The following is a 17,693-nucleotide window of genomic DNA, read 5'->3' as shown; positions in this document are numbered from 1 at the left end:
ATGCTTTGGGCAATAATTTTCATACTGGTAATTCTGGGCTTTGGAGCTGCCGTTATATATCTCATAAACAAGATATCAAAATTCGGCTTTATTAAAAAGCTTTCAAAGGACAGCAAAAAACTTGGATATCTGTTCAGTGCTATTCTGACTGCTGCTGTGGCGGCGGTGATATGGCTGCTGATAGGCTCAGTAAATGCCATAATATGCATACTTCATCTTGTGATATTCTGGCTCATATTCGATCTGGTGTTCTTTATTATAAAAAAGGCCGGCAAAAAAGAGTTCAAGCGTGATCTCAGAGGTTTTTTTGCCTTGGGAACTACCATAATATATCTTTCTGTCGGCTGGTATCTTGCATACAATGTATGGGAAACGGATTACTCCATAAAAACGGACAAGGCTGTGGGCAACATAAAGATAGTTCAGATAGCAGACTCCCATGTGGGAACAACATTTGACGGAAACGGCTTTGCTGAACATATCAAGGAGATACAGAAGCTTGAACCCGACGTTGTGCTTATAACGGGAGATTTCGTAGACGATGACACCACAAAGGAAAATATGATACTTTCCTGCAAGGCTCTCGGTACGCTCAAAACAAAATACGGAGTATATTTCTCATTCGGAAACCACGATAAGGGATATTACGGCGCAGATTACAGAGGATACAGCGGTGATGATCTTATTGCAGAACTTAAAAAGAACAATGTAACCGTTCTTCAGGATCAGAGCGTTCTTATTGACGATCGTTTTTACATAGTCGGCAGACAGGATCTTTCGGAAGAGGTCGAAAACGGCAACGGCAGAGCGTCAATGGAAGAGCTTATGAAGGATCTTGACAAGGACAAGTTCACTATCGTTATGGATCACCAGCCATGCGATTATGACGCTCAGGCTGCGGTGGGCGCAGACCTTGTGCTTTCGGGTCACACTCACGGCGGACAGCTTATACCGATAAATCTTATCGGTACTCTGGTAAGCAGCAATGACAGAACATACGGCTATGAAAAGCGTGAAAATTCAAACTTCATCGTTACTTCCGGCATATCAGACTGGGCGATAAAGTTCAAGACAGGCTGCAAATCTGAATATGTTGTTATCGACATATCCGAAAATTAATGATATTAAAATGAGATTATTGGAGGAAAGGAATTATGTGTACAGCTGCAACATACAAGACAGAAGATTTTTATTTTGGCAGAACACTTGACTATGAAAGCTCCTACGGAGAAGAGATAGTTGTTATGCCTAGGAATTTCAGACTTGATTTTCTGAATATGGGCGTATATAAAAATCACTACGCTGTTATAGGCACAGCACACATTGCTCAGGGTTATCCCCTTTTCTATGACGCTGTGAATGAAAAAGGGCTTGCAATGGCAGGCCTTAACTTTGTGGGAAATGCTTATTACGGCAAAAATATTGACGGCAGGGACAATGTTGCGCAGTATGAATTTATCCCTTGGATACTCAGCAGATGTTCAAGCACAGCTGAGGCAAAGGATCTTATTTCAAGGATAAATATTACTGACACGCCTTTCAATGAGCATATGCCTGCCGGTCAGCTGCATTGGATAATCGCAGACAGCGAGCAGACTATTACTGTTGAGTCCGTTCGTGACGGAATAAAAGTCTATGACAACCCTGTGGGAGTGCTTACGAATAATCCGCCATTCAATGAGCAGATGTTCAGGCTCAATGATTATATGCACCTTTCGCCAAAACAGCCGCAGAACAATTTTTCAAGCAAGCTTGATCTTAAAACATACAGCAGAGGTATGGGCGCGATCGGTCTTCCGGGAGATCTTTCATCACAGTCAAGATTTGTGAGAGCCGCATTCGTAAGAGCAAATTCCGTTTCGGGCAGCTCAGAAACCGAAAGCGTAAGCCAGTTTTTCCACATACTCGGTTCGGTAGATCAGCAGAGAGGCTGCTGTGATGTGGGAGAGGGACGGTATGAGATAACGATATACACTTCATGCTGCAATGCTGACAAGGGAATATATTACTACACCACATACAACAATCATCAGATATCCGCCGTTGATATGCACAAAGAAGATCTTGACGGCAGCCGACTTGTAAGCTACCCTATGATAACCGATGAACAGATAAACAGACAGAACTGATACAAAAAGAGCGTTTGCCGTTAAGCGAACGCTCTTTATTTTATGACATTATCTCACGGTTTTGACGATAGGATAATTTTTTCATATACAGATATCCAACTATATCTGCAAGCAGCCAGCCTATTGGTATGGATATCCATATTCCGAAAACGCCCACCGCTTTAAATAGCGAAAGAAAATATGCAAGGGCAACTCTTGTGCCTAAGGATATAACGGTCAGCACCAGTGACATTTCGGGTTTATTTATTCCCCTGTAATAGCCATAAAGCAGGAAAAGCAGACCTATGCCGACATAGAACGAACCCTCTGTCACAAGATACTGAACTCCCGTATGAATTATATCCGTTTCACTGCGTTTAACAAATATCATCATAAGCTGTTCAGAGAAAACAACAACAGCGGCTGAAACGATAATGCAGAAAACAGATGTCAGCTTAACTGATCTTTTAACACATTCTTTTATCCTGTCATGTTTATGAGCGCCGAAATTCTGAGAAATGAACAGTGAAAATGCATTGCCGAATTCCTGCGCAGGCATATAAGCTATCGTATCTATCTTCACCGCTACCGTAAAGGCTGCCATTACAGTTGTTCCAAAGCTGTTTACAAGTCCCTGTATCATAAGTATACCGAAATTCATTACCGACTGCTGTACTGAGGCGGCAAAGGTCATTCTCAGCACTTCTATAACTTCACCTGCATTGAAACGCATACCCTTCAATGAAATTCTGAGGTCTTTTTCCTTTATGAGCGTATATACAGCAAGTCCCGCTCCCGAAAAAGCCTGCGCTATTAGGGTGGCATATGCCGCTCCTTTTACCCCCATATCACAGTACACAACAAAAACTATATCAAGTATTATGTTTATAACTGACGCTGCGCCGAGAAATATCAGCGGGATGATAGAATTTCCCACTCCACGGAGCATATAGGCATAAAAGTTACACAGAAATATAAATATGATGCCCGAAAGGATTATTTTTACATAATCTTCGGTCATACCCATTATATTTGCAGGCGTTCTCAGCAGCCGCAGTATACCCGAAGTTGTACACAGGGTGATTATTTCAGCCGCCGCAGCGACCGCACATATAAGGACAAAGGATATATTTACGCAGGATCTCATTTTCTGCATATTCTTTTCACCGCAGCAGTACGATATCAACGCTCCGCCGCCCATACACAGACCTATTATTATAGAATAGAGAAATGTAGTGAGTGTATATGTACTTCCCACCGCCGCAAGGGCATTTTCACCAAGGCAGCGTCCTACTATAAGAGTGTCGGCGATATTATAAACCTGTTGGAGCAGATTTCCTATTATCATAGGGCCTGCAAAAGCCAGCAGAGTTTTTGTTATATTCCCCGATGTAAGATCTTTTTTCATATTTCATCTTCTTTATACTGATTTTTTATCATTATACCATATTTTCAGTTTTAAATCAATCTGTACTCAACACGCAAAAAACTGACGTATACAGATATTATGCATACATCAGTTTTATATAAGCATTATGATTTTTATCTTCTGCGTGATCTTGCCTTCGGCTCGATACATAGAGAATAAGCCCCTCCTGTTTTTGTACTTTAAGTGCATTTATATTATAATATGAATATCCGCCCCTGTCAATATATTATGAACAATTTTTAGATAAGGTTTTGCATTTTTCTCAACATATGTACAAAATTTAAAGTAGTTTCCTCTGATTTTTTTAGCGGTTTAATGACATTTCAGGCACTTTATTACTATATGCCGAAGTTGATTACCATACAAAAATAATATGAAAAATTGAACCTCAACTGTCTAAAAAAGTAAAAAATGTGTTACAAAAACGTTTTATTCAGCTTTTTGAGTAAATGAAATAGTTTATTCCGCATTCATAATAAGTTAATACGATATTCACGCAGGGAGGTGCAAAAACGATTGAAATTTGCAGAAAATTGTAGTATACTTATGGTAGTATTCTTAAAGATGTTAAAAAGTTTATTAACACAACAAATATGAGAGGGTGACTGTGTATGGAAAGATCAAAAACGATACTTATGATTGACGACAGTATCATTAATCGTGAGATCCTCTGCGAGATCCTTAAGCCTGAATACAGGATAATTGAAGCAGAAAACGGAGCACAGGCACTTGACATACTGAAAAAGCAGGCTTCACATATAGACGCCATAATTCTCGACATAATTATGCCTGAAATGGGCGGATATGAATTTATGGAGCATATAAGAGTGAACAAGCTCTATTCACAGATACCTGTTATAATACTGACCGAAAAATCGGACAGAGCAAGTGAAAAGAAAGCTCTTGAAAACGGAGCATGGGACTTTGTTTCAAAGCCTTATGACGCTGAGATAGTAAAGCTCAGATTGAAAAATGTTATCGCAAGAAGCCAGGTTGCTCTGCTCAAGGAGCTTAACAGAATAACAAATTATGACTCGCTTACAGGTATATATTCAAAGAACAAGTTTTATACAGCTTCAAGGGCTATGCTCAATGCACATCCTGACAGGCAGTTTGCATTCCTCAGAGTGGATATAGACAGATTTAAGCTTATAAATTCATTTTTCGGAACAGCAAACGGCGACAAGCTGCTGAAATTTCTCGCAAATGGTATAAAAGAATTTGCTCAGAGCGTTGATCTTTGCACATACGGCAGGATAGGCGCTGATGTGTTCGGAATTTTTACACCGTATCTTGGTAAGGAACGTACAGAAGAACTGTTTGAAGACGCTGTGAACAGAATGAAACTGTGCAGCAATAACTACAACATTATTTTAGTATACGGAGTTTATGTTGTCAAAGACACAAGTATACCTATATCGCAGATGTGCGACCGTGCTGCACTTGCGGCAAAGACGGTGAAGGGAAATTATCTGCAAAGCTATGCTTTCTACAATGAAGATATGCGTCTTTACATTGAAAATGAGCAGACGATAATAAATGAAATGAGCGACGCTCTTGCAAATGGACAGTTCGTTCCTTTTTATCAGCCTAAGTACGATGTGAGGACAAACAAGCCTGTGGGCGCTGAGGCTCTTTCAAGGTGGATACACCCCGAAAAAGGCTTTATCTCCCCCGGTGTGTTCATACCGATATTTGAAAAGAACGGCTTTATTTCAAAGCTGGACTTTTACATATGGGAATGTGTATGCAAGCAGCTAAAGGAATGGAAAGATAAGGGTGTTCCGCTTTTCCCTGTATCTGTAAACGTTTCCCGTGTTAATCTTTACAACCCTAACCTTACAAATATAATCGTTGCGCTTACTGAAAAATACGGCATTGAGCCGAAATATTTCAACATCGAGATAACCGAAAGCGTATATACCGACAAGAACATAATGATCGACAAGGTCACAAATGATCTCAGAGAAAAAGGTTTCACCATACTAATGGACGATTTCGGCAGCGGATATTCTTCGCTGAATGTTCTTAAAGACGTAAAGGTCGATGTTCTGAAAATGGACATGATGTTTATGTTCAAGGCGAAATATGAGGGACGTGCCGAAACAATAATCGCATCGGTTATCAGAATGGCAAAGTGGCTGAATATCCCTGTTATTGCTGAGGGTGTTGACAAACGTGAACAGGTAGATTTTCTCAGAGGACTTGGCTGCGACTACATTCAGGGATTTTACTTTGCAAAACCTATGCCTGCGGCGGACTATGAAAAGCTTATCTCTAGTCAGGACGAATTTATCATGCCTGCGAAAGAGCATGGTTTCAGCGGCGAGGCGTTCTGGAGCAAAAACAGCAGTGCTTCAATATCTATCGACACCATACTCCAGCCTGCAATGGTCATTGAATATACGCTCAACGGATCAATGGATATCGTGAGCGTGAACAAGGCTTTTAATGAAGAATTCGGATTTGCAAGCGACCTTTACGGAAAGTACAATATACTTAATTCCGTTGATGATGAATACAAAGAGCTTTTCACAAAGACTATACAGCAGGTGCTTGAAACGAAAAACGCTGCGGAGTGCGATTACAGTATGCACAATGCAGGCGGCAGGAAGATATGGCTGAACATTCATTTCAAGTATGTCAACAGGACAGATGTGAGCGTTGTGCTTATTGCGCTTATCACGGATATCACCAATACAAAGATAATGGACGAACACATCAATGCTTATCAGAAATATATCAAGGAGCAAATGAACAGAAAGTTCAATATCCTTATAGTCAGCGGTGAAGAGAACTGCAATGATCTTGAAAAGATACTTAAAGATAAGTATGCTGTCTGCAAGGCAAACACAAAGGACGAAGGTCTTAAAATACTGTCTGAAAACAAAATAGACCTTATATTCTTTGACGTTGCACTTTATGAATCGGATGATGACAAGTTTCCTTTCAATGTGGATACAGATGACGGAAGAAATATCCCTGTTATCATTATCACACCTACCCATGATGAGATAGAATGCAGACCTAATCTGAAAAACAGAGCGGGAGATTTTGTAATGAATCCGTTTGTTGCAGAAATGGTTCGTTCGAGAACGGCAAACCTGCTGACTATAAACACAACGAATATCGCAAACGCAAAATTTCTCAATAATCTTTAAAAGACATAGCAAAAGGAGCTGTATATGATTATGCAGCTCCTTTTTATTATGCATTGGTTTTTATGCCGATCTAGTCACACTGATTATAAAAATCCTTATAGCTGTCAAGCATTTTCTCTGTGACCTCAAAGGGATAATTTTTCAGTTTCGCAGGGTTTGCCAGCAAGCCCGCTGTATCCTTTCTCCAAAGCTCATCGGATATCTCTAGCCTGCCGAAAAGCTTATAGATATAATCTCTGAAAGCTGAAATATCATCAAAGCCGAGGAGATCTTCAACAACATATTCAGCAAGCTTTTTATCCCCATAATTCTTTACAAAGCCCGGCAGGAACATTCCGACTGCTTTTCCGTGTGGAACGTTGTTTTCATATGTAAGAGTATAACTCAGACCATGGGGAATACTTGTTCCTGTATAGGCGATAGAAAGCCCTGCGAGGACTGATGCCTGCATAAATACAGAAAGGTCATTTTCAGTTACCGCCGCAAAATTCTCTTCTGTCATGATAACATTCTTACAGCCTGCCCAAAGTTTAATTCCCTCTTCCGCATAGGCACGGCTGAATGAGTTTGCGTTTACGTTCATTCTCGACTCGATCATATGAGCCAGAGCATCAACGCAGGTGCTTTTCATACCGCTGAAAGATGCGGTTTTAAGATACTTTGAATCAACAAGTGCGTATGACGGATAGATCTTATGAGATATTGATTTTTTTGTTCCCATAGCGTGAGAAGTTAGAATTGAATACGGCGTTACCTCCGAACCTGTACCGCAGGTAGTCGGAACGCAGGCAACAGGAAAATATTCAAGTTCGACTGGAGTATACAGAAACTTCTCCGCAGACTGTATATCCTCCGCAGAGGCACTTTTTTCTATTTTAATGATATGATCTGATATGGTGTACTCAAAACTTTTGCTTACCACTTTGTTTTTCGCAAGCAGAGATATGGCTTTTGATGCGTCCATAGGCGAGCCTCCGCCGACAGCAACAAACATATCCGTTCCCATATCAGCAGCCGCAGATGCTGCAAGGCAGACTGTTTCCACAGTAGGGTTTTCCTCAACGGAATTGTAGATACTGTAAGCAATATTTCTGCTCTCAAGCGCCGTTATGACATCTGATAATGAACCATTGGCAGCTGACGAATGTCTGCCTGTTATTATCATAGCATTTCTGCCTAGCGAGGCGATCTCATCACTATGAGTTTTTACCGCTTCGTTTTCAATATATATATGTGTCGGAATACTTTTCATTTAAAACCGCTCCTTTGATTTTATATTGATATTATAACACAATATGCGAAAATTTTCAACAAGCTTATGCGTGCAAAGTTATACTGAATGTACATTCGACATTCGTTGACATAGTGCGATAAACGTGATATAATTTAGATATTATGCTCAGAGTACGGATGCATAAATTATGCGCAGCTTTTCTGCATAATTTATGCATATTATTTGCATATTAACATTAAGTAGTTGAAGGGTCGGGGTATTATTGGAAAATATTATTAGCCTTAAAGACATCGAAGTTGTATTTGAAGACAATGAACGCATTCTGAAAAAGATCAATCTTGATATAAAGGATAAAGAGTTCGTAACCTTTCTTGGTCCGTCAGGCTGCGGAAAGACTACCACTCTGAGGATAATCGGTGGATTTCTTGAGCCGACCAGCGGAGATATTTTTTTTGACGGAAAGCGCATAAACGGACTTCCGCCTTACAAAAGAAATGTAAACACAGTTTTTCAGCGCTATGCGCTTTTCCCTCACCTTAACGTTTATGATAACATAGCTTTCGGTCTGAAAGTTAAAAAGCTGCCAAACAAAGAGATAGTGAGCCGTGTCGGCGAGATGCTGGAGCTTGTGAACCTCAAAGGCTTTGAAAAGCGTTCCGTCAGCAGGCTTTCAGGCGGTCAGCAGCAGCGTGTTGCTATCGCAAGGGCGCTGGTAAATCACCCTAAAGTTCTGCTTCTTGATGAACCTCTCGGTGCGCTTGACCTTAAACTTAGAAAGGAAATGCAGGTAGAACTCAGAAAGATTCAGCAGGCACTGGAGCTGACTTTTATCTATGTTACCCACGATCAGGAAGAGGCGCTCACCATGAGCGACACAGTTGTGGTAATGAACAACGGATATATCCAACAGATAGGCTCTCCTATCGACATATACAATGAACCTGTCAACGCTTTTGTTGCCGACTTTATCGGCGAAAGCAATATCGTCAACGGCATTATGCCTAAGGACTGCGTTGTGGAATTTTCAGGTCAGTCATTTGAATGTGTGGATAAAGGCTTTGAGAAAAATGAAAAGGTCGATGTAGTTATCCGCCCCGAAGATATAAAGATCGTTTCACCTAAGAATGCAAAGCTTACAGGTATCGTTGAGTCGGTGGTATTCAAGGGTGTTCATTATGAAATGACCGTAGATGGAATGGAACATAAATGGATAATCCACTCAACGCTCCATGAGCCTGTCGGAACGATGATAGGTATGGAGATCGCTCCGTTCGATATCCACATTATGAAGAAAAGCGAGGACTGATAATATGAAAATGAAATGGACTTCAGCTCCTTATCTTGTGTGGATGACGGTTTTCATTGCAGTTCCCCTGCTTATGATAGCTGTGTTCGCTTTTACTACCAATGACGGAGCTTTCACAATAAAGAACATACAGGACGTAGGACAGTACGCAAACATATTTTTCAGATCAATATGGCTCTCTGTTATAGCGACGGTAATATGCCTTTTGATATCTTATCCAGTAGCATTTATCCTGTCACGAATGGAAAAACACCAGCAGGCTACTATGCTGATGATAGTTATGCTCCCTATGTGGATGAACTTCCTGCTGAGAACATACGCATGGATGACTTTGCTCGGCAACAACGGCGTTATTAACTATCTGCTTGGTCTTATGGGACTTGGGTCTGTAAAGCTGATAAATACATCGGGTGCGGTAGTGCTTGGAATGGTATATAACTATCTGCCATTCATGATACTCCCCCTCTATTCGGTAATGGTCAAGATAGACAAAAGCGTTATCGAGGCCGCATCAGACCTTGGCTGCAGCAGTATAGGAACTATTTTCAGAGTAGTTGTACCGCTTAGCCTGCCGGGAATAACTTCCGGCGTAACTATGGTTTTTGTCCCTGCTATCTCAACATTCATTATTTCAAGAATGCTGGGCGGCGGATCAAACCTGCTTATCGGAGATCTTATAGAGATGCAGTTCCTCGGCAACTCATATAATCCTCACCTCGGTGCAGCGATATCCCTCGTACTTATGGTCATCATTCTGGTCATCATGACGGTCATGAATCAGTTCAGTCCTGACGATCAGGTGCTTATTTAAGGAGGGAAAAGTATGAAAAAGCTTGGAAAGATCTATCTTGCGTTAGTTATACTTTTTCTCTATGTGCCTATATTTGTGCTTATCGTCTTTTCTTTCAACGAATCAAAGAGCCGCAGCGTTTTCAGCGGATTTACTCTTGACTGGTATAAAAGACTGTTTGAAAATGACATAATCATTTCTTCACTCATAAACACGCTTATTATCGCCGTTGCAGCAAGCATAGTTTCGACTATACTCGGTACACTTGCGGCTATCGGCATCAACAGCATGAAAAAAGTGCCTAAAACGGTCGTAATGAATATAACGAATATGCCTATTATAAACCCTGAGATCGTAACTGGTGTATCGCTTATGCTGCTGTTTGTATTCTTTGCGGCGAGAATGAACCTTGAGTTCGGATTCGTTACGCTGTTGATAGCGCACATTACTTTTGATGTGCCTTATGTCATATTAAACGTTATGCCGAAATTCCGACAAATGGATCCTCACCTTTACGAGGCGGCACAGGATCTTGGCTGCAGTCCGTTCAAGGCTTTCACAAAGGTTATCCTGCCTGAGATAATGCCGGGCGTAGTCAGCGGATTTCTTATGGCATTCACATACTCCCTTGACGATTTTGTAATAAGCTACTTTACAAGCGGTTCAACATCACAGACTCTGCCTATCACGATATACTCAATGACAAGGCGAAAGGTATCACCTGAGATCAATGCGCTGTCAACTATAATTTTTGCGGTGGTGGTTATCATACTTATCGTAAAGAATATCATCGAGAACAAACAGTTCAGACAGTCAAGAAAAAAGGAGGCATAAGCCTTGAAAAATTTCAAGAAGAAAAAATATTTTTCGCTGATCGCCGCTGCGGTCATGGCTGTGTCGCTGGTGTCCTGTTCGTCTGAAAAAGAAACTGTAACGGAAGATGAAAGTGAAAGCACAGAGGCGCAGACTTTGACAGTTTCCGATCCAGAATACTACACAAAATTCAAGGATCAGAACATCTCGATAAACGTGTACAACTGGGGCGAATATATCTCCACAGGTGCAGAGGAAGGTACACTCAACGTCAACAGCGAGTTCACAAAGCTGACGGGCATAAAGGTAAACTACACAAACTATGCCACGAATGAAGAGCTTTACGCTAAACTTAAAGGCGGCGGAGCGTCATATGATATCATTATCCCGTCGGACTATATGATAAACAAGATGATAAAGGAAGGCATGGTACAGAAGCTGGATTTTGACAACATACCGAACTTCAAGTACATTATGCCGAACTTCCGAAACCTTGAATATGATCCCGAAAATGAATATTCTGTTCCGTACACATGGGGTACGGTGGGTATAATCTATGATGAAACTATGGTTGATATCCCGCAGGACGAAATAGACTGGGATCTGCTTTGGAATGAGGATTATGCAGATAATGTGCTTATGTTCGATAATCCCCGTGACGCTTTTGCTATCGCTGAGATAAAGAACGGATTTTCCCTCAATACGGAAGACCCTGAGGAGCTGAAAGCTGCCGCAGAGGATCTTACGGCTCAGAAGAAGATAGTTCAGGCATATGTAATGGACGAGATATTCGATAAAATGGGTGCGGGAGATGCGCTTATCGCACCATATTACGCAGGCGATGCACTTGCGATAATGGAGGAAAACGATTCTCTCAATTTTGTTGTACCTAAGAGCGGAACAAATCTTTTTGTTGACGCTATGTGCATACCTGCATCATCAAAGCAGAAAGAGGCTGCGGAGATGTACATCAACTTTATGTGCGAGCCTGATATCGCATATGCAAACATAGACCATATCTGCTACTCTACCCCAAATTCGGCTGCATTTGAAATGCTTGATGAGGAAGTAAGCTCAAACCCTATCTCCTACCCTGATGATGAATTTATTGCTGACAAGACAACGGTTTTTGTAAATCTCTCAGACGAAGCCAATATGGATATGCAGACCTTATGGACGGAAATGAAGTCCGCTCAGGACGAAAATGAAAACACATGGATAATGCCTGTGTTCCTCATATGGTGCATAGTCTTTATGGTCATCGTTCAGATAAGGCGGCACATCAAGAGCAAACAGGATATATTCTGACGGCTCGGTAGATTTAATATAAAGGAAATTTTATATCGGTATATATGCTCAACGCAGCGTATATACCGATTTTTGTTTCAAAAAGTTTCTTGATTTTCTGAAATTTTAAAGCTACGTTTTGTGCACATACAACATATTATACTGCATATGTGATAAAAATTAGTCATTTTATTCAATTAATCTACGAAAAATTATGCTAAAATACGAAAATTATTTATGTAAACGTTTTACTTAAATATTCTAGTTGACTTTTTTAACTTTTAATAATATAATGTTTTATGTTGACAGAGTTAAGGCAGCAATGCACGAGGATAATAAGGTGCTGACTTAGAATACCGGTATTTAAAAATTAATTGGATAAGAGGAGCTTTTTATGGTACAGAACAAAACTTTTTCTGCAAAGGCATTACAGACTTTTGTTGCTGTAATGTTTGCCGTAATAACCTGCTTCGGTTTTATGACAACACCGACCGCAGAGGCGGCATCAGGGTTTTATGTAAGCGGTACTAGCATCTATGACGCTAACGGAAACAAGTTCGTTATGCGTGGCGTGAACATTGCTCATGCATGGTACACAGACAAGACCGAAACTTCTATCAAGGGCGCTGCAAACAACGGCGCAAATACCGTAAGAGTCGTACTTGCAAACGGCTCAAAGTACACAAAAACAAGCGCACAGGAAGTAAAGAACATCATCAGCTGGTGCAAGTCAAACAAGCTGATATGCATTCTCGAAGTACATGACGCAACAGGCAGCGACAGCACTTATGATCTCAACAAGTGCGTTGACTACTGGAAGGAAATGAAGAGCGTTCTCAGCGGTACTGAGAAATATGTTATCGTAAACATCGCAAACGAGTGGTACGGCACATGGAACGGAAGCGCATGGGCTGACGGCTACAAGTCTGCTATCAAGTCTGTAAGAAACGCAGGCATTACAAATATGCTTATGGTAGACTGCGCAGGCTGGGGACAGTATCCTGACAGTATCAAGGATTACGGTAAGTCTGTTTTCAACGCAGACTCACAGAAGAACACAGTATTCTCCATTCATATGTATGAATACGCAGGCGGAAACGCATCAACTGTAAGAAACAACATTGATAACGCACTCAACATCGGTGTGCCTGTTGTTATCGGCGAGTTCGGCGGTCAGCACACAAACGGCGACGTTGATGAGGCTACTATCATGAGCTACTGCACAAACAAGGGCGTAGGCTATCTTGGCTGGTCATGGAAGGGCAACAACTCTGACATGAGCTACCTCGACATTGCAAACTCATGGGACGGTTCAAGCCTTTCCTCATGGGGAAACACACTTATCAACGGCTCAAACGGAATAAAGGCAACTTCTAAGACCTGCTCAGTTTACAGCAGTTCAGGAAGTTCTTCCGGCGGTTCTTCATCAGGCGGTTCATCTTCAGGAACTTCAACAGATTCCAACGACGGAGTTCTCGGACTTGACGGAACATATTACATCAAGAGCGCACTCAGCGGCAAGTATCTTGACGTATACAAGGCAAAGGCTGACAACGGCACAAACGTTCAGCAGTACAGCGGTACAGGCGGAAACAATCAGAAGTTCAAGCTTGTAAGCGACGGAAACGGCTATTACACTATTTACACAGGCGCATCAAATTACAAGAGCTGTCTTGACGTATACAACTGGAGCAGGGACAACGGCGCTAACATCAACCAGTGGCAGTATCACGGCGGTGACTGTCAGAAGTTCCAGCTTGTAAAGATCGGCGACGCTTATGCTATCAAGACAAAGATCTCAGACTGCTACTCATGCCTTGATGTTTACGGACAGAGCACAGCTGACGGAGCAAATATTGACCAGTGGAGCTACTGGGGCGGAAAGTGCCAGCTTTGGTATCTTGAATCAACATCAGGTTCTTCCTCATCTTCATCAGGATCATCTTCTTCAAGCAGCTCAGGCAGCAATTACAAGTCGATCTTCTGGGGTTCTTCAACAGCATCAGCATGGGGTCAGGCTGTTTCAGCAATGACTTCAAAGAATGGCGGTGGATTCAACGCATATGACATTCAGTCAAACGGCTACTTCTACGTTGAATACTCAGGAACACAGAATCAGGTAGAATTTGTTCTTCAGAGCTGGTCAGGCGGAGCAGAGTGGGCAAAAGTCTCACCAAGCGAAACAGGCACAGCAAACGGACACTACTACGCAAAGTATTCTTACAACAACTGCAAGTCAGCATTCGGCACTTCCGATTTCGGCGGAAAGCTGGATCAGATCCACGCAGGCGCAGCAAACGGCACAGTAACGATCTACTCTGTATGCTACTGCTGGTAATCTAAGATTTTTTTCTGACTTCATACTGTTTCACAGCGGTATGAAGTCTTTTTTATGCAAAAAAGTTTTAACTGTCCAAAAAAAGTTACCACAAATATTTTAGTATGTGCTATAATGTAGTCACGCTGAGGGAAACAATGAAAATAATAAACGAAAGGACGGTCAGCTTTATGGAGGACACCTATTATGTAACTATCACAGGCATAAATCACTACTACGGAAAAAAGCCTTTTGAGATAGGAAGGATATTCAGACTTGTCAAGGACAAAGATAACGAATATGACAGCGAGGCGATAGCCGTCGTACTCCCATTTATCGACAGGATAGGATATGTTGCAAACAGCACATCAACTGTATATTCAGGTACTTGCAGTGCAGGCAGGTTATATGACAAATTCAAAGGATACACCTACGCAAGAGTAATGTTCGTTACTCACTCCTCTGCCATAGCGGAAGTGCTGGACAGGGACGAGGTAGAGGGCATAGACGACTATGATGATGAAATTTCTGAATCCGAACCTGAGGAGCGTATCAAACCCAAGACAAGAAAACGCACAGCAAAACAAAAACAGGCGATAGGATTTAAAGGATAAGATAGGCTTTTTCTATTGTGGATAGTATACAATCAGCATACGCTTTGTATGCTATAACACAAGCACATACAACATAATTCAATATATTTATTACAATTAAAAAAATCAATATATATTCATAAAACATTAAATATTTCCTGCTTTTATAATTCAGACAAAGTGCTATAATCATCTTAGAATTCGGAACATTATGTTGCGTGTTCATAAATATAAAACTTAAATTGGAGGTAATGTTTTATGATGGGAAGACTAAGAGCGATGCGTGAACCGCTCAAATATGTACAGGGAAGAGATGCTCTTCTGAAGTTCCACGAGGAAATGGGATATATGGGAAAAAGATGGCTGTTTGTCTGTTCCAACAGCGGTTACAAAGCATGCCACGATAAGATAGAGAAAAGTTTCGGCGATCTGGACGATTACAGACGCTATGAGATCTTCGGCGGTGTATCCAGCAAGGGCGAGATCGCAAAAATGGAGGCTATCGTAAATGAAGACAAGATCGACACAGTAGTTGCAGTCGGCGGCGGAAGCGCTGTTGATACCGCAAAGGCAACTGCATATTACACAGGAAAGCATATAGTTATCGTTCCTACCGTAGCTGCTACCGACGCTCCATGTACAGGTCTTTCAGTAATATACAATGACGATCACAGCTTTGATAAATACCTCTTCTACCCTACCAACCCTGACGCTGTAATGGTAGACTGCACAGTTATTGCAAACGCTCCTGTAAAATTCCTTATTGCAGGAATGGGCGACGCTCTCGGTACATATTTTGAGGGACGTGCATCTATCCGCACAGAGTCCGCAAGCCTTGAAGGCACAGGTATCACAAGAGCAGGACAGGCACTTGCACGTCTTTGCTATGACACTCTGCGTACATACGGCAAGCAGGCTGTTGAGGCTTGCAAGGTACACGCTGTAACGCCTGCCCTTGAAAACATCATTGAGGCAAACGTTTATCTTTCAGGAGTTGGTGCAGACAATGTAAACTGCGCTGCTGCACATTCATTCTACAATGGCGTTACTTCCCTTGGAATAGCTCATGCAGATCACGGCTGCTGCGTTGCGCTCGGTACACTCGTTCAGCTTGTTCTTGAGGGTGCAACTAAGGAAGAATTCAAGGAAGTACAGGATTTCTGTCTTGAAGTAGGACTTCCTGTAACTCTTGAAGAGATCGGTGTAACAACACCTGAACAGGTTGAGATCATTGCTAAAAATGCTTGCGTTGAGGGAGAAACTATCCACAACCTTGCAGGCGATGTACAGCCTGTCGAACTTTACGACGCTATCATGCAGACTGACGCTATGGGCAAAATAGCTCTCGGAAAGTAAAAAACAAACAACTGAAATAAAAAAGGATCTCCGAACACACAAAGCAGTTTCGGAGATCTTTTTTATGCAATTATACAAGAAACAGCAGACCTGCAAACATCAGCGCACCGATCACGTTTGCTTTGGCAGGCAGCTTGGTCGGCAGGATAACCACTGCAAGCGGCAGGAGATTGAATATGCAGCCCCACCTCGGCATAGGAGTATGCCCCGTTACAACGGCTATAAGGAAAGCGGCGGAAAAAACTATCATGGCTATATAGCCGATATACATTGTGTATGCGGTTGATTTAAAGAAATCCCACACCGCATTCAAAGCCTCTTTCGTTAAACCGAGCTTGACGAAAAACCACTCGCACAGACAGCAGAAAAGATGATGCAGCGGAAGCGAGATAAACATTACAAGTGCAGACACATACATTACCCAGTAGGCATTGGGAGAATAGTCCTTTATCCAGTCGCATATCGCCAGATAGCCAAAAAGCTCCATAGTCATTGCTATAACGCCCAGCAGCATTGCAATAGTCAGATTTTTAAGCGGCATTCCTTTAAAAGAAACGCTGGATTTTTCATAATCCTTAAAATCTGTCAAATTCACCTTTCCGTTCGGAGCGTATGTCAGCAGGCAATCCGATATACCGCACAGAATATGTCCGATGATATCCAGAACAAAAAATACTTTTATCATGATACCAATTATCCCCCTGATAATATGTTCATTTTTTTATATTATATCATCAACAGGAGTATTTTGTCAATCGTCTTGCAAGTATAAAATTATTACTTTTTATCTTATTCTGCGGCATATATCATTGGTATAAAATAATGTTCATAAGTTAATATTGTCTTACTATCAAAATATAGTCGGTCCGTACTACAAACCTTTTTTATACTCTGTACCCCATTTTGCCATAGCGTCAAGAATAGGTTCCATACTGTGTCCCAGTTCTGTAAGAGTATATTCGACTCTAGGAGGCACTTCGGGAAAAACCGCTCTTGTAAGCAAGCCGTTTTCCTCCATATCACGGAGATTGGAGGTCAGCACCTTTTGCGATATACCCGTTACTGATTTTTTCAGTTCGCCGAAACGTTTTGTTCCTTCTTTCAGATCACGCAGGATAAGTACCTTCCACTTATCCCCTATAAGCATCAATGTAGTTTCCACAGGGCAGGCTGGAAGTTCTGCTTTGTTTATCATAAAGTCAGCTCCTTTAGTATCAAAAAGTAAGCAATATGCTTTCAGATACATTTTAGCATATTCGGGATAAAAAATCAATAAAAAAATTTTTTTGCAAATTTCTC

At 41.5% G+C, this 17,693-nt stretch carries 14 protein-coding genes; 10 read left to right on the top strand and 4 right to left on the bottom strand.

Annotation, left to right across the window (positions count from 1 at the left end):
- Entirely contained in the window at positions 1-1,119 is a 1,119-nt protein-coding gene (locus tag Q0E19_RS03025; protein ID WP_294407266.1) for a metallophosphoesterase, read from the top strand.
- Between the two features lie 35 nt (positions 1,120-1,154).
- A complete protein-coding gene (gene bsh, locus Q0E19_RS03020; protein ID WP_294407262.1) occupies positions 1,155-2,129 on the top strand; it encodes a choloylglycine hydrolase in 975 nt (324 codons plus the stop codon).
- A gap of 40 nt (positions 2,130-2,169) precedes the next feature.
- On the opposite strand, the gene Q0E19_RS03015 is transcribed toward bsh, so the two are convergent.
- Positions 2,170-3,516 (bottom strand): MATE family efflux transporter, encoded by a 1,347-nt coding sequence (locus tag Q0E19_RS03015; protein ID WP_294407260.1) that lies wholly within the window; start codon positions 3,514-3,516, stop codon positions 2,170-2,172.
- A 632-nt stretch (positions 3,517-4,148) separates the two neighbouring features.
- Here Q0E19_RS03015 and Q0E19_RS03010 point away from each other — a divergent pair.
- A complete protein-coding gene (locus tag Q0E19_RS03010) occupies positions 4,149-6,698 on the top strand; it encodes an EAL domain-containing protein (protein ID WP_294407257.1) in 2,550 nt (849 codons plus the stop codon).
- Between the two features lie 70 nt (positions 6,699-6,768).
- On the opposite strand, the gene Q0E19_RS03005 is transcribed toward Q0E19_RS03010, so the two are convergent.
- Complete coding sequence (locus tag Q0E19_RS03005) at positions 6,769-7,950, bottom strand: iron-containing alcohol dehydrogenase (RefSeq protein ID WP_294407254.1); 1,182 nt, start codon at positions 7,948-7,950, stop codon at positions 6,769-6,771.
- 244 nt (positions 7,951-8,194) lie between these two features.
- Between Q0E19_RS03005 and potA the strand changes: the two genes are divergently transcribed.
- The 7 genes from potA to Q0E19_RS02970 all read left to right on the top strand — a co-directional run bounded on the left by potA (position 8,195) and on the right by Q0E19_RS02970 (position 16,394).
- Entirely contained in the window at positions 8,195-9,238 is a 1,044-nt protein-coding gene (gene potA, locus Q0E19_RS03000; RefSeq protein WP_294407250.1) for a spermidine/putrescine ABC transporter ATP-binding protein, read from the top strand.
- Between the two features lie 4 nt (positions 9,239-9,242).
- Positions 9,243-10,049, top strand: a complete 807-nt coding sequence (locus tag Q0E19_RS02995; protein ID WP_294407248.1) for an ABC transporter permease — start codon at positions 9,243-9,245, stop codon at positions 10,047-10,049.
- Between the two features lie 12 nt (positions 10,050-10,061).
- Positions 10,062-10,862: an ABC transporter permease gene (locus Q0E19_RS02990; protein ID WP_294407245.1), complete on the top strand. Its 801-nt coding sequence runs from the start codon at positions 10,062-10,064 to the stop codon at positions 10,860-10,862.
- A gap of 3 nt (positions 10,863-10,865) precedes the next feature.
- On the top strand, positions 10,866-12,149 hold the full coding sequence (locus Q0E19_RS02985) for a spermidine/putrescine ABC transporter substrate-binding protein (RefSeq protein WP_294407243.1): 1,284 nt from the start codon (positions 10,866-10,868) through the stop codon (positions 12,147-12,149).
- Between the two features lie 373 nt (positions 12,150-12,522).
- Positions 12,523-14,466 carry a cellulase family glycosylhydrolase gene (locus Q0E19_RS02980; RefSeq protein WP_294407241.1) on the top strand — a complete coding sequence of 648 codons (1,944 nt, stop codon included), beginning with the start codon at positions 12,523-12,525 and terminating at the stop codon, positions 14,464-14,466.
- Between the two features lie 137 nt (positions 14,467-14,603).
- Positions 14,604-15,059, top strand: coding sequence for an HIRAN domain-containing protein (locus Q0E19_RS02975; RefSeq protein WP_294407239.1), 456 nt, complete (start codon positions 14,604-14,606; stop codon positions 15,057-15,059).
- Positions 15,060-15,296: 237 nt separating this feature from the next.
- Positions 15,297-16,394: a glycerol dehydrogenase gene (locus tag Q0E19_RS02970; protein WP_365904460.1), complete on the top strand. Its 1,098-nt coding sequence runs from the start codon at positions 15,297-15,299 to the stop codon at positions 16,392-16,394.
- 70 nt (positions 16,395-16,464) lie between these two features.
- On the opposite strand, the gene Q0E19_RS02965 is transcribed toward Q0E19_RS02970, so the two are convergent.
- Both Q0E19_RS02965 and Q0E19_RS02960 read right to left on the bottom strand, forming a co-directional pair.
- On the bottom strand, positions 16,465-17,079 hold the full coding sequence (locus Q0E19_RS02965) for a DUF6796 family protein (protein WP_294407236.1): 615 nt from the start codon (positions 17,077-17,079) through the stop codon (positions 16,465-16,467).
- Positions 17,080-17,265: 186 nt separating this feature from the next.
- Positions 17,266-17,589, bottom strand: coding sequence for a helix-turn-helix domain-containing protein (locus Q0E19_RS02960; protein WP_294407234.1), 324 nt, complete (start codon positions 17,587-17,589; stop codon positions 17,266-17,268).
- Positions 17,590-17,693: the final 104 nt, after the last annotated feature.

The sequence above is a fragment of the uncultured Ruminococcus sp. genome, assembly GCF_934476685.1.
GTDB lineage: Bacteria > Bacillota > Clostridia > Oscillospirales > Ruminococcaceae > Hominimerdicola.
The sequence above is the reverse complement of the archived record's forward strand: the minus strand, read 5'-3'. Positions and strand labels throughout refer to the sequence as shown.